We start from the raw sequence: 13,014 nt of genomic DNA on the forward strand, positions 1-13,014 counted from the left end.
ATTCGGTCAGGGTGCGGTCAGCGGGGGGTACGCGTCGGGACGGCGGTCGCGGTAGAACTGCCAGCGGTCGCGGACCTCGCGCAGCTTGGCCATGTCCAGGTCGCGGACGACCAGTTCGGTCTCCTTGTCGCTCGCCACCTCGCCCACGAACTGGGCCTCCGGGTCGACGAAGTAGGTCGTCCCGTAGAAGTCGTTGTCGCCCAGCTCTTCGACACCGACCCGGTTGATCGCACCGACGAAGTACTCGTTGGCGACCGCGGCTGCCGGCTGCTCCAGCTGCCAGAGGTAGGCGGACAGCCCGCGCGAGGTGGCCGACGGGTTGAAGACGATCTCCGCGCCCGCGAGCCCCAGCGCCCGCCAGCCCTCCGGGAAGTGGCGGTCGTAGCAGATGTAGACGCCGATCTTCCCGACCTTGGTGTCGAAGACGGGCCAGCCCAGGTTGCCGGGGCGGAAGTAGAACTTCTCCCAGAATCCCGGCACTTGGGGGATGTGGTGCTTGCGGTACTTGCCGAGGTACGAGCCGTCCGCGTCGATCACCGCGGCCGTGTTGTAGAGGACGCCGGGCTGCTCCTCCTCGTACATCGGCAGGATCAGGACGATGCCCAGCTCCTTGGCGAGCGCCTGGAACCGCTTGACGATCGGCCCGTCCGGGATCGCCTCGGCGTACTCGTAGAACGCCTTGTCCTGGACCTGGCAGAAGTACGGCCCGTAGAACAGCTCCTGGAAGCACAGGACCTGAGCACCCTGCGCGGCCGCGTCGCGGGCCGCCTGCTCGTGTACCTGGATCATCGATTCCTTGTCGCCGGTCCAGGCGGTCTGGAAGAGGGCGGCACGGATCACTCTGCTCATCGGGACCTCCGGTCGCTCGGTGTGCGAGAAGGCTAGGAAGTCGACGAGCGGGCTTTGAGTTGCACGGTGTCACGTCTGCGGGCGTGCGGCGTGCCACGGTGTCACCCTGTCGTGGACCCATGTTTCACCGCCGTTTTCCCAGGTCGTCGCATGTTTCACCCCTGTTGCGCATCATGCGCGAGGAGCGCGATGTGCACCGAGGCGGCCTGCTCGAAGTCGTCGAGGTCCACGCCGAGCCGGGTCTGTATCGCCTCCAGGCGCCGGTACAGGGCGGGCCGGGAGACGTGGTGGAGCTGGGCCGTGCGCGATTTGTTGCGGCCGGTGGCGAGATACGTCCGCAGCACGGCGAGCAGGTCGTCGCCGGACCCGCACAGCAGCCCGTCCAGCTCCCGCTCCGCGAACGACTGGACGTGCGGATCGTCCCGCAACAGCCGTACCAGACCGCGCAGATGGACGTCCTTGAGGCGTACGACGGCCGGCAGGTCGAGGGCGGCCGAGGAGTCCGCCACCGCGTCCGCGACGTGCTGCGCCTCACGCAGGCCCGCCGGCAGGTCGTCCCAGGCGGTACGGGGATCGGCCGCGGCGACGACGGTCCGTTCCGCCTCCGAGCGCAGCCGCGCCGCGAAGTTCGCCGTCAGCACCGAGGCGTCCTGGTCCCGGGCGAGACTCAGCAGGACCGCGACGACACCGTCGGCCAGCTCGGCGACCAGCCCCGGCAGCCCCAGCATCCGCAGTACCCGGTCGAGTTGGGCGGGCTCGACGTCCCGTACGACCAGCGGCACGAAGGTGCGCCGGTTGACCGGCAGCCCGGCGGCACGCGCGCGTGGCAGCAGCTGACGTGCCGGTACGACCCTGCTGACGAGGTCGGTCAGCAGGCTCTGCGCGGACTGCTCCTCCCAGGTGTGCGCGGAGTTGCCGCCCAGCATGCGGTGCAGGACGAGGGCCTCGGCGGCGCGTTCGGCGAGGAGCCGTCCGGTGGCGGTGTCGCCGCGGTGCCCGCACAGCACGATCTGGCCCCACCGCTCCCCCCGCCCGCCCAGTTCGGCGCGGATCCAGCCGTCGCCCTGGCTGCCGCCGGCCTGACGGGCGATGCGCTCCCAGTCGCGCAGCACGTCGTCCACCGCGGAGCGCTCCCCCGCCGTGGCGAGGACGCGGTGGGCGAGGTTCGTGACGACGACGGGGCAGGCGCTGTGCGCGGCGACCTCGTCGAGGAGCCGCTGGAGCGGGGCGCCGGCGGTGATGAGTCCGGTGAGCGCGGTCCGTACGGCCTCCGAGAGGCTGACGGCGGCGAACTTCCGCCGCACGAGCCGGGACTGCACCTCTTCGGTCAGCTCGGCGAACGGGAAGGGCCGGTGCAGGACGACCATGGGCAGCCCGCACCGCTCGGCCGCCCGGCGCATCACGTCCGGCGGGGCGGGAAACGCCCGGCCCAGGCCCAGTACGACGGCCGCGGCCTCCGCCCGGTGCAGGGAGCGGATGTACTCGGCCTGCTTGTCGTCGTCCCCGGCGAGCAGCACCCCGGTCGTCAGCACCATCTCGCCGCCGCTGAGCATCACCCCGACGTCCGGCGCCTCGGCGACGTGCACCCAGCGCACCGGGCGGTCGAGCTGACCGGCACCGGCCACCACCTCGGGCTCCCCGGCCAGCACCCGCTCCAGGGTGAGGACCTGCCGGACGGACAGGACCGGTTCGAGGCGCTCCCAGGTCTCCGAGGTGGTGGTCGTCATGGTGGTTCCCTTGCTCGGGCGGTTCAGATGCTCCTCAGAGCGCTCTCCAGGATCTCGGCGCCTTCCTCGGCCTCCGCGACGGTGAGGGACAGGGGCGGGGCGACGCGCAGCGAAGTGGTGTTGTGGCCGCCGCCCTTGCCGATGAGGAGGCCGCCCTCGCGGGCCGCTTCCAGCACGGCCGACGCCGCGTTCGGGTCGGCCTCGTCCGTGCCGGGCCTGGTGATCTCGATGCCCAGCATCAGGCCCCGGCCCCGCACCTCCCGTACGTGCGGCACCTGCGCCGCGACGGCCCTGAGCCGCTCGACGAGCAGTCCGCCGACGCGCCGGGCGTTGCCCTGGAGGTCGTGTTCCAGCAGGTAGTTGAGGTTGGCGAGGCCGGCCGCCATGGTGATCTGGGTGCCGCCGAAGGTGGAGATGCTGTTGGCGTCCAGGCAGTTCATGATCTCGGCGCGGGCGACGACGCCGCCGATGGACATGCCGTTGCCGATGCCCTTGGCGAAGGTGAGGATGTCCGGCGGGCCGTTCTGCCCGTGTGCCTGCCAGCCCCAGAAGTGGTCGCCGGTGCGGCCCCAGCCGGTCTGCACCTCGTCGGCGATCCACAGGATGCCGCGCTCGGCGAGCACCTCGCGGAACGCGGCGTACAACCCGTCAGGCCCCGAGGTGAAGCCACCGACGCCCTGGATGGGCTCGGCGATGAGGGCCGCGGGCGGGCGGGTGTGGCCGAGGACGTCCACCAGGTCGTCGACGCAGGCCGCGATGAAGTCGTCGTCGCTCAGGTGCGCGTACGGCCCACGCGTGCGCACCCCGCCGTGGACGTACAGCGTCTGCAGCGGCGACAGCGAGGTCGGCGACCAGCCGCGGTTGCCGGTGATGCCGACCGCGCTGAAGGAGCGGCCGTGGTAGCTGTTGCGCATCGCGAGGATCGTGTTGCTCTGCCGGTGGGTCGTGGCGAGCAGCAGGGCGGTGTCGTTGGCCTCGGTGCCGGAGGTGGTGAAGAAGACGCGGGCGTCCGGGATGCCGCTCAAGTGGGCGACGCGCTCGGCGAGTTCGACCATGGGACGGTTGAGGTACAGGGTCGAGGAGTGGATGATCCGCCCCGCCTGTTCACTCACCGCCTTCGTCACCTCGGGGAGCGCGTGCGCGGTCATCGTCGTCAGGATGCCGCCGAAGAAGTCGAGGTACCGGTTGCCCTCGGAGTCCCACACGTACCGGCCCTCGCCGTGGGTGATCTCCAGCGGGTCCTCGTAGTAGAGGGCGAGCCAGTCCGGCATGACGGCACGGTGGCGTCCCAGCAGGTCCTTGGTCACGGCTGCACCAGTCCTTCGTAGGCGTCGGGTCGGCGGTCACGATAGAAGGCCCACTGCTGCCGCACCTCTTCGATGAGGTCGAAGTCCAGGTCCCGGACGACGAGTTCCTCGCCCTTGTCACTGGCGACCTCACCGACGAACTGCCCGCGCGGGTCGACGAAGTACGACGTCCCGTAGAAGTCGTTGTCCCCGTACGGCTCCTGCCCGACGCGGTTGATCGCGGCGACGAAGTACTCGTTGGCGACGGCCGCCGCGGGCTGCTCCAGCTGCCACAGGTAGGCGGACAGGCCCCGCGAGGTGGCCGACGGGTTGTAGACCAACTGGGCGCCGTTGAGCCCGAGTTGGCGCCAGCCCTCCGGGAAGTGGCGGTCGTAGCAGATGTAGACGCCGACCTTGCCGACGGCCGTGTCGAAGACGGGCCAGCCGATGTTGCCGGGCTTGAAGTAGTACTTCTCCCAGAAGCCCTTGACCTGCGGGATGTGGTGCTTGCGGTACTTGCCGAGGAAGGTGCCGTCGGCGTCGATCACGGCCGCGGTGTTGTAGTAGAAGCCGGACTGCTCGACCTCGAAGACGGGCACGACGACCACCATGCCCGTCTCGCGGGCGAGCTCCTGCATACGGCGCACGGTCGGCCCGTCGGGTACCGGCTCGGCCCAGCGGTAGTGCTCGGGTTCCTGGACCTGACAGAAGTAGGGAGCGTTGAAGACTTCCTGGAACCCGATGATCCTGGCGCCCTGGCGGGCCGCCTCGCGGGCGTGCTCCTCGTGTTTCGCCACCATGGACTCGGTGTCGCCGGTCCAGGTGGCCTGGACCAGAGCGGCACGTACGACGTTGGCCATGAGCTGCTCCTTCGACGGGACGTCAGAGCCTCTACGCCCGTAGAGGTGGCCGTAGAGGCTTGAAAGTAAGCCCCTGGAACAGCCTTGCCAAGACCATCGTCGTTAACCCGCTGAGTCGATCACGTTTCACACTCCAGTGGGGGACGGAGGTGGCCCGTGGGACGGGTGCGCGGTGGAGTGTCAGGCGGTGAACCCCGCCACCCGCAGGGCATGGACGAGATCCCAGTGGCGCTCGTCCGACACACCCCGGGCGGCCTCCACGAGCAGCGGAACGAGCGTCTTCGGGGCGGGCTCGGCGCTGCGGGCGGCCTCCTCCGGGGTGCGGACGCGGACGTAGGCGTCGAGCAGCGCGCGGACCTCGCGGTGCCGCCCCTCGCCGGCCAGCCCCACCACAGCCTGCCCGATCTCGTGCGCGGGCCGCGCCACGCCCTGCCGCAGGATCTGCTCGCCGTCGTCGGCACGTCCCGCCCCGGTCAGCGCGTCGGCCGCGGCCACGAGCCGCTCGGCGGGCAGCGAGGCGGCCTCCCAGAGCAGGGTCGCCCAGTCGGCGCCGAGTCCGGCGCGCTGCATCTCGGCGGCGAGCAGGGGGAAGCGTCCGGCGGGCCAGTACGCGGCCTCCACGAGCAGCACATGCGCCTCACCGGTGCGCCCCTCACGCCGCAGCCGCACCAGGGTCTCCACGGTCCCGACGACCTCCCGCCGGTCCACCGGGTCCATCGGCTCGGTCTGCGGCTGCGGTTGCGGTGACGTGCGTACGGGCGTCTCGGCGGCGGCCCCGGCGAACCGGGCCCCGCGTGGACTGCGGCCGGTGGTGGCGGGCTGCGCGGGGAGGACGGGTTCGGCGGTCGGCGGTACGGCGACGGGGGCGGCCTCCTCCTCGGCCATCCCGGCGAAGCGGGCGCCGCCTCGGCGGCGCTTGCGCTGTTTGGGGGCGGGGTCGGGGGCGATCGAGGGGGCCTGCGGGTGGTCCTCGGACGTCGAGTCGGCGGAGTGCTGCACTTCTGGCCAGTCGGACGCCGCGGCGGCGCCGAATGGGGCGGTTCGGGCCGTGGGACGCGCGGTGGGGTGGTCCGTGTCGACGCCCGTGTCCTGTGCGTCGGGCCAGTCGGACGGCCCGGTGATGCCTGCCGGGGCGTAGGGGGCCGCGGGCCACCCCTGGCCGGGCCCGCCGCCTTCCGCCGCCCCTGGGCCGGGGCGCCGCCGGGCCGCGCGCCACTCAACCGCTTCGTCGGCCGGGGTGGTGGCTCCGCGCCCGTCGTGTCGTTCCGCGGCCGTGCCGGCAGGCGCTGTCCCCCGCCCTTCGGACCAGGTCGCCGCCCGGGCCGCCGACTGCGCGTCACGCTGATGCGGCAGACCGGGGAATCCGCTGCCCTGAGTGCCGGTCGCCCTCGACGGTCCACGGCCCGCGTCGGCCCCCTCGCCCCCGACGCCGTCGTCGACGCGGAACACGGACCCCTCCCCCGTCCGGTCCCGCCGTATCGCCTGACTCCGTTCGCTCGCCGCCCGGCGGTCCAGGTCCGCCATCCTGGCGCGCAGTTCGGCGCACCGGGCAGTGGCGCGTTCGTGGTCGTCGCGGGCCCAGGCGAGGTCGAGGCGGATGGAGTCGGCCTCCTCCTGGCTGGTGGCGGCGGCGAGCGATCGCCCCAGTTCCGCCTGCCGTTCGGCGGCGTACCGCTGCTCGCGGAGCATGACGTCGAGCCGGTCGCCGAGGGCGTCGCGGCCACCGGGCCGGGAGTCGTACGCGGCGAGGGCGGCGGCGTGCAGGGCGCGGGCGCGCTCCGCTTCGGGGCCGGCGCCGCCGGGGCCGTACTGGCCGGCGAGGTCGTGCAGGAGTGCCTCCACCACGTCCCAGGGCGGCACTTCGCGTCCGTCGAGGCAGGCCTGCATGCCCTCGGGGTCGCGCTGCCAGAACACCGCGCACCAGCCGCCGCCCTGATCCAGGCGCGCCAGAAGGCCGTCCAGGTAGTTCACGAACTCCCGCACCCGGGCCGGGAGTTGATCCACTGACATCGCCCAACTCCCGCCAGACCGGAGTACTCCGGTCCGTTAGGCAACACCAGCCATGTTACGAACGCGCTACGGGAAGTTTTCCGTATGGACGCAGAGTACGCCGGACCTGCCGGAACGTGACGTGCGCACCCGTCAGGCGGCGACCTCGACAACCGGTGCGCAACGTCCGGCGAGTTCGTCCATCGACAGACCGAGGGCGTGCGCCAGTGCGGCCACCGTGAAGAAGGCGGGGGTCGGCGCCCGGCCGGTCTCGATCTTGCGCAGCGTCTCGGCCGAGATGCCCGCGCTCGCCGCGACCTCGACCATGCTGCGGCCGCCACGTGCCTCGCGGAGCAGCCGGCCGAGCCGTTCGCCGCGTTCACGCTCTTCGGGGGTGAGAGGGGTGCGCACCATGGCGCCCATTCTAATACCGCCCCAGAGGACCGGACCCTATTCAAATACCGGTATAGTAATTGGCATGGTGGAACTGAAGACGGACACGTCGATCGATGAGATGTATGCGGCCGGGCAGGCCGTCGGCCAGGCCCTCACCGCCGTACGCAAGGCGGCCGACGTGGGGGTTTCCCTGCTGGAGCTGGACGAGGTGGCGCGTGAGGTGCTGGACGCGGCGGGCGCGGCCTCCCCCTTCCTCGGCTACCGGCCCTCCTTCGCCCCCGTCCCCTTCCCCGCCGTCATCTGCGCCTCGGTGAACGACGCGATCGTGCACGGCATCCCGACCGGTTACCGCCTGCGCGACGGCGACCTCGTCTCCATCGACTGCGGCGCCGAACTGGGTGGCTGGGCGGGAGACTCGGCGATCAGCTTCACGGTCGGCAGGGCGCGACCCGCCGACGTACGACTGGTCGAGACGGCGGAACGGGCGCTGGCGGCCGGCATCGAGGCGGCCGTGGTCGGCAATCGCCTCGGCGACATCGCGCACGCGATCGGCTCGGTGTGCCGGGCCGCCGGGTACGGCATCCCGGACGGTTTCGGAGGGCATGGCATCGGCCGCAAGATGCACGAGGATCCGTCGGTGCCGAACGAGGGCCGTCCAGGCCGGGGGATGCCACTGCGGCACGGTCTGGTCCTCGCCATCGAGCCGATGCTCATCGCGAGCGGCGAGGACGGCTACCACGCCGCCGCGGACGGCTGGACCCTGCGCACGAACGACGGCTCCCGGGCGGCGCACGTGGAGCACACCGTGGCGATCACGGAGGCGGGACCGCGCATTCTCACCGCCCGGGAAGCCCTCTGAGCACGCCGCCCGCCGCGCTCCGCACCCTGCGCGCGTGGTGCATGCCGACAGCGGTGCCGCGCGCCCCGGCGGCTCCCCTCACGCCCTGCCGGTCATCGCGCACCGCCTGTCCACGGTGCAGCACGCCGACCACATCGTCGTGCTCCGCCAGGGCCGGACCGCCGCCTGCGCACGCCACGAGGACCTGCTGACCGGCAGCCCCCTCTACCGCGATCTCGCCACGAGCCAGATGCTGCGCCCCGGAGGGCCGCCCGCGGACCACAGCGGCCCTCGGACGGACGGCTGAGGAGAACGCACGGAGCGGACCCCGCCGCGCGGGAGCGGACCAGCCTCGGCACCGGACCGCCGCAAGCGGTGGAAGCGGCTGACGCCCGGGTGTTCCTGCACATGCCCCCTGAGCCAGAACGTGCCATCGTGGCATGAGCGTGCCCCACCCGGGTTACCCGGCCCCGGCACGTCGATCAGCGAGGGCGACCCTGCCCGCGCAGGGACGCCGGATGGGAACGCCATGACCAGCGGCTTCAATGGTGGTCCGGAAGACTACGACCCCTTCGGGGAATTCCTCGCCCGCTTCTTCGGGGGACCGCGCCCCGGCCCCCGGCAGATCGACATCGGCCGCCTGCTCAGTCAGCCGGCCCGGGAACTGGTGCGGGGCGCCGCCCAGTACGCCGCCGAGCACGGCAGCCGCGATCTGGACACCCAGCACCTGCTGCGCGCCGCGCTGTCCGCCGAGCCGACCCGGAGTCTGCTCAGCCGGGCCGGCGCGGACCCGGACTCGCTGGCGACGGAGATCGACGAGCGGTCGGGCCCGGCCCAGCATCCGCCGGGCGAGGCCCCACCGCCTACGTCGCTCTCCCTCACGCCGGCCGCCAAACGCGCCTTGCTGGACGCGCACGACCTGGCCCGGGCGCGGGGCGCCGGTTACATCGGCCCGGAGCACGTGCTCAGCGCCCTCGCCGCGAACCCCGACTCCGCGGCGGGGCACATCCTCAACGCGGCCCGGTTCGCCCCCTCCGGCGGGCCGTCCGAGACCTCCGACGCCCCCGATTCCCGGCCCCGCATCGACCAGCGGCCACGCGTCGACACCGGCACGCCCACCCTCGACAAATACGGCCGCGATCTCACCGACCTCGCCCGCCGGGGCCGTATCGACCCGGTGATCGGCCGGGACGAGGAGATCGAGCAGACCATCGAGGTGCTCTCCCGACGCGGCAAGAACAACCCGGTGCTCATCGGCGACGCGGGCGTCGGCAAGACCGCGATCGTGGAGGGCCTGGCCCAGCGGATCGCCGAAGCCGACGTGCCCGACGTGCTCAGCGGCCGACGGGTGATCGCCCTCGACCTGACGGGCGTGGTCGCGGGCACCCGCTACCGGGGCGACTTCGAGGAGCGGCTCAACAACATCGTGGGCGAGATCCGCTCGCACTCCGACCAACTGATCGTCTTCATCGACGAGTTGCACACGGTCGTGGGCGCCGGAGGCGGCGGCGAGGGCGGGTCCATGGACGCCGGGAACATCCTCAAGCCGGCCCTCGCGCGCGGGGAACTGCACATCGTCGGCGCGACCACGCTGGAGGAGTACCGCAGGATCGAGAAGGACGCGGCGCTCTCCCGACGCTTCCAGCCGATCCTCGTCCCCGAGCCGACCGCCGCCGACGCCATCGAGATCCTGCGCGGCCTGCGCGACCGCTACGAGGCCCACCACCAGGTCCGCTACACCGACGAGGCGCTCGTCGCCGCCGTCGAACTGTCGGACCGCTATCTCACCGACCGCCGCCTGCCGGACAAGGCGATCGACCTGATCGACCAGGCCGGCGCCCGGGTACGGCTGCGCGCGCGGACCAAGGGCACAGACGTACGGGCCATGGAGCGCGAGGTCGAGCAGCTGACCCGGGACAAGGACCAGGCGGTCGCCGACGAGAGTTACGAACAGGCGACGCAACTGCGCGACCGTATAGTCGAGTTGAAGCAGCGTATGGCGGACGCGTCCGTCGACGAGGAGGTCGACGAGGGCCAGCACCTGGAGGTCACCACCGAGGCGATCGCGGAGGTCGTGTCGCGGCAGACCGGCATCCCGGTGAGCAGCCTCACCGAGGAGGAGAAGGACCGGCTGCTCGGCCTGGAGGAGCACCTGCACGAGCGGGTCATCGGCCAGGACGAGGCGGTGCGCGTCGTCTCCGACGCGGTGCTGCGCTCGCGGGCCGGACTCGCGAGCCCCGACCGGCCGATCGGCAGCTTCCTCTTCCTCGGCCCCACCGGCGTCGGCAAGACCGAACTGGCCCGGGCGCTCGCCGAGGCGCTGTTCGGCAGCGAGGAGCGCATGGTCCGCCTGGACATGAGCGAGTACCAGGAACGGCACACCGTCAGCCGCCTGATCGGCGCCCCGCCCGGCTACGTCGGGCACGAGGAGGCGGGCCAGCTCACCGAGGTCGTCCGCCGGCACCCGTACTCACTGCTCCTCCTCGACGAGGTCGAGAAGGCCCACCCGGACGTCTTCAACATCCTGCTCCAGGTCCTGGACGACGGCCGGCTGACCGACTCCCAGGGCCGGACCGTCGACTTCACCAACACGGTCATCGTGATGACCAGCAACCTGGGCTCCGAGGCGATCAGCCGGGGCGGCACCGGGATCGGGTTCGGCGCGGGTGACGAGGAGGCCGACGAGGAGGCGCGGCGCGAGCGGATCCTGCGGCCGCTGCGCGAGCACTTCCGGCCCGAGTTCCTCAACCGCATCGACGAGGTCGTCGTCTTCCGCCGGCTGACCCACGACCAGTTGGAGCGGATCACCAACCTGCTGCTGGACCAGACCCGTCGGCTGCTCCGGGCGCAGGGCGTCTCGGTCGAGTTCACCGGCACGGCCATCGACTGGCTCTCCGAGCGCGGCTACCAGCCCGAGTACGGTGCCCGCCCGCTGCGTCGCACCATCCAGAAGGAGGTCGACAACCAGCTCTCCCGGCTGCTCCTGGACGGCCGGATCGGCGAGGGCGGCCGGGTGACGGTGGATGTGGAGGACGGACGGCTCGCCTTCCGTACGGAAGAGCTGCCGCCCGCCCCCGAGTTGTGACGCGCCATATGTGGTGCGGCCCTATGTGGGGACGCCCCATGTCGGGAGGGCCCATGTGAGGACGGCCCACGTGGCGCGGGCTCACATGGTGAGGGCCCACATGAGGACGCCCCACGTGGTGAGGGCCCACATGGGGACGCCCCACGTGGTGAGGCGCTACGGCGCCGGCCGCACCACCATCGCCGAGCCGCCGCCCCGCCGCACCTTCTCGGCCGCGGCCAGCCACTGCCCGTTCGGCAAGCGCTGCACACCGGTAGCCGCGCCGATCTCGGCGTTCTGCCGGAAGCCGTGCCCGATCGCTTCCAGCTGGGCCTTCAACGGGCTGTTCCACAGGCCCGGTTCGACCTCGGTGGTGGTCTGGTTGCGCTGGCTGGCGCGCGGCGCGGCGATCGCGTCGACGAGCGGCAGCCCGCGGTCGAGGAACCCGGTCAGTGTCTGCAGCACGGTCGTGATGATGGTCGCGCCACCGGGCGAACCGAGCGCCACGACCGGCTTGTTGTGCTGGTCGAGGACGATCGTCGGGGACATCGAGGAGCGCGGTCGCTTGCCCGGGCCCGGCAGATTCGGGTCATGGACGTCAGGGCTGGCCGGGGTGAAGGAGAAGTCCGTCAGCTCGTTGTTGAGGATGAAGCCACGGCCCGGCACCGTGATGCCGCTGCCGCCGGTCTGCTCGATGGTCAGCGTGTACGAGACGACGTTGCCCCACTTGTCGGCCACCGTGAGGTGGGTGGTGCTGTCGCCCTCGTACGTGGTCGGCGCCGCCGTGCCACTCGCGTCGCAGGACGCCGGATCGCGCGGGTCACCCGGCGCGACCGGGCTCGTCAGCACCGCGTCGTCCTTGATCAGGCACGCCCGCGAGTCGGCGTACCGCTGCGACAGCAGCTCCTTCGTCGGTACGTCCTCGAAGGCCGGGTCGCCGACCCAGCGCCCGCGGTCGGCGAAGGCGATACGGCTGGCCTCGATGTAGCGGTGCAGGTACTGGACCTCGCTCGCCTTCGACAGGTCGGTGTTCTCCAGGATGTTGAGGGCTTCGCCGACCGTGGTGCCGCCGGAGGAGGAGGGAGCCATGGAGTAGACGCCGAGTCCGCGGTACGAAGTCCTCGTGGGCGCCTGGGACTTGACGCGGTAGGCGGCCAGATCCTTGGCGGACAGGTCGCCGGGGCGGGCCTTCCAGCCGGAACCCGGATCCACGGGCGGGTGGTTGACCGTGTCGACGATGTCCTCGGCGAGGTCGCCCCGGTAGAGCGCGCCGACGCCGTTCCTCGCCAACTCGGCGTAGGTGCGGGCGAGATCGGGGTTCTTGAAGGAGGAGCCGACGACCGGAAGCTGCCCGCCCGGCAGGAACAGCCTCGCCGTGTCCGGGAAGTAGCGGAACCGGGTCTCGTTGGCGGCGGTCTGCGCGCGGAAGGTGTCGTCGACGGTGAAGCCGTCCCGGGCGAGCCGCTCGGCGGGCTTCAGCAGGGTGCCGAGCCCCCTGCTCCCCCACTTGTCCAGCGCCTTCTGCCAGGTGGCGGGCGTGCCCGGAGTACCGACGCTCAGTCCGCTGCTGACGGCCTCGGCGAACGGGATCGCCGCGCCGTTCTCCATGAACAGGTCGGAGTCGGCGGTCAGCGGCGCGGTCTCACGGCCGTCGATGGTCTGCACCGTGCGGGACTTGGCGTCGTAGTAGACGAAGTAGCCGCCTCCGCCGATGCCGGCGGAGTAGGGCTCGGTCACGCCGAGCGCGGCGGCCGTGGCCACGGCCGCGTCGACGGCGTTGCCGCCCTTCCTCAGGACCTCGATGCCGGCCGCGGAGGCGTCCGCGTCGACGCTCGACACCGCGCCGCCGTAGCCGACGGCGACGGGGACCTTCTGGACTGCCGTGCTCTGAGCGGGGGGTGGCGCTGCGGCCCCCACCGACACCACGGCGGCCGAGACCGCCAGGACCGACAGTTTCCGCGCGACAGGGCGACGCATCCGCACCTCCAGTCAGGGACCGTTCGGG

The 13,014-nt window shown here is 72.0% G+C and carries 9 protein-coding genes and 1 pseudogene; 3 read left to right on the forward strand and 7 right to left on the reverse strand.

Translation table 11 applies throughout. The features are described 5' to 3' along the window. Nucleotides 1-6 precede the first annotated feature (6 nt). The 6 genes from ACIREI_RS18945 to ACIREI_RS18970 all read right to left on the reverse strand — a co-directional run bounded on the left by ACIREI_RS18945 (nucleotide 7) and on the right by ACIREI_RS18970 (nucleotide 7,125). A complete protein-coding gene (locus ACIREI_RS18945) occupies nucleotides 7-849 on the reverse strand; it encodes a nitrilase-related carbon-nitrogen hydrolase (RefSeq protein WP_403334038.1) in 843 nt (280 codons plus the stop codon). A gap of 155 nt (nucleotides 850-1,004) precedes the next feature. Further along, nucleotides 1,005-2,576: a PucR family transcriptional regulator gene (locus ACIREI_RS18950; protein ID WP_403334040.1), complete on the reverse strand. Its 1,572-nt coding sequence runs from the start codon at nucleotides 2,574-2,576 to the stop codon at nucleotides 1,005-1,007. A 23-nt stretch (nucleotides 2,577-2,599) separates the two neighbouring features. Then, the gene (locus ACIREI_RS18955; protein ID WP_403334042.1) at nucleotides 2,600-3,883 is read right to left on the reverse strand and encodes an aspartate aminotransferase family protein; all 1,284 of its coding nucleotides are present in this window, start codon (nucleotides 3,881-3,883) and stop codon (nucleotides 2,600-2,602) included. Continuing rightward, complete coding sequence (locus tag ACIREI_RS18960) at nucleotides 3,880-4,722, reverse strand: nitrilase-related carbon-nitrogen hydrolase (protein ID WP_403334044.1); 843 nt, start codon at nucleotides 4,720-4,722, stop codon at nucleotides 3,880-3,882. Before ACIREI_RS18960 ends, ACIREI_RS18955 begins: the two co-directional genes overlap by 4 nt. Before the next feature lie 180 nt (nucleotides 4,723-4,902). Further along, nucleotides 4,903-6,732, reverse strand: a complete 1,830-nt coding sequence (locus ACIREI_RS18965; protein WP_403334046.1) for a hypothetical protein — start codon at nucleotides 6,730-6,732, stop codon at nucleotides 4,903-4,905. 132 nt (nucleotides 6,733-6,864) lie between these two features. Continuing rightward, on the reverse strand, nucleotides 6,865-7,125 hold the full coding sequence (locus ACIREI_RS18970; RefSeq protein WP_403334047.1) for a helix-turn-helix domain-containing protein: 261 nt from the start codon (nucleotides 7,123-7,125) through the stop codon (nucleotides 6,865-6,867). A gap of 64 nt (nucleotides 7,126-7,189) precedes the next feature. Here ACIREI_RS18970 and map point away from each other — a divergent pair, with 64 nt between their 5' ends. The 3 genes and pseudogenes from map (at nucleotide 7,190) to ACIREI_RS18985 (ending at nucleotide 11,030) form a co-directional block, all read left to right on the forward strand. Continuing rightward, the gene (gene map / locus ACIREI_RS18975) at nucleotides 7,190-7,966 is read left to right on the forward strand and encodes a type I methionyl aminopeptidase (protein WP_403334049.1); all 777 of its coding nucleotides are present in this window, start codon (nucleotides 7,190-7,192) and stop codon (nucleotides 7,964-7,966) included. Between the two features lie 82 nt (nucleotides 7,967-8,048). Beyond that, nucleotides 8,049-8,252: pseudogene (locus ACIREI_RS18980) on the forward strand (hypothetical protein); the annotation flags it as partial. A gap of 222 nt (nucleotides 8,253-8,474) precedes the next feature. Beyond that, nucleotides 8,475-11,030: an ATP-dependent Clp protease ATP-binding subunit gene (locus ACIREI_RS18985; protein WP_403334051.1), complete on the forward strand. Its 2,556-nt coding sequence runs from the start codon at nucleotides 8,475-8,477 to the stop codon at nucleotides 11,028-11,030. Nucleotides 11,031-11,186: 156 nt separating this feature from the next. Here the strand turns inward: ACIREI_RS18985 and ggt are convergent, their stop codons facing one another. After that, on the reverse strand, nucleotides 11,187-12,986 hold the full coding sequence (gene ggt, locus ACIREI_RS18990; protein WP_403334053.1) for a gamma-glutamyltransferase: 1,800 nt from the start codon (nucleotides 12,984-12,986) through the stop codon (nucleotides 11,187-11,189). Nucleotides 12,987-13,014: the final 28 nt, after the last annotated feature.

Source organism: Streptomyces sp. NPDC093591, from assembly GCF_044764885.1.
In the GTDB taxonomy this organism is placed as follows: Bacteria; Actinomycetota; Actinomycetes; order Streptomycetales; family Streptomycetaceae; genus Streptomyces.

What these genes read in the sequence shown, in the direction of transcription:
- ACIREI_RS18945 (WP_403334038.1), bottom strand. Translation starts at nt 849, where the DNA reads ATGAGCAGAGTGATCCGTGCCGCCCTCTTCCAGACCGCCTGGACCGGC.
- ACIREI_RS18950 (WP_403334040.1), bottom strand. Translation starts at nt 2,576, where the DNA reads ATGACGACCACCACCTCGGAGACCTGGGAGCGCCTCGAACCGGTCCTG.
- ACIREI_RS18960 (WP_403334044.1), bottom strand. Translation starts at nt 4,722, where the DNA reads ATGGCCAACGTCGTACGTGCCGCTCTGGTCCAGGCCACCTGGACCGGC.
- ACIREI_RS18965 (WP_403334046.1), bottom strand. Translation starts at nt 6,732, where the DNA reads ATGTCAGTGGATCAACTCCCGGCCCGGGTGCGGGAGTTCGTGAACTAC.
- ACIREI_RS18970 (WP_403334047.1), bottom strand. Translation starts at nt 7,125, where the DNA reads ATGGTGCGCACCCCTCTCACCCCCGAAGAGCGTGAACGCGGCGAACGG.
- map (WP_403334049.1), top strand. Translation starts at nt 7,190, where the DNA reads ATGGTGGAACTGAAGACGGACACGTCGATCGATGAGATGTATGCGGCC.
- ACIREI_RS18985 (WP_403334051.1), top strand. Translation starts at nt 8,475, where the DNA reads ATGACCAGCGGCTTCAATGGTGGTCCGGAAGACTACGACCCCTTCGGG.
- ggt (WP_403334053.1), bottom strand. Translation starts at nt 12,986, where the DNA reads ATGCGTCGCCCTGTCGCGCGGAAACTGTCGGTCCTGGCGGTCTCGGCC.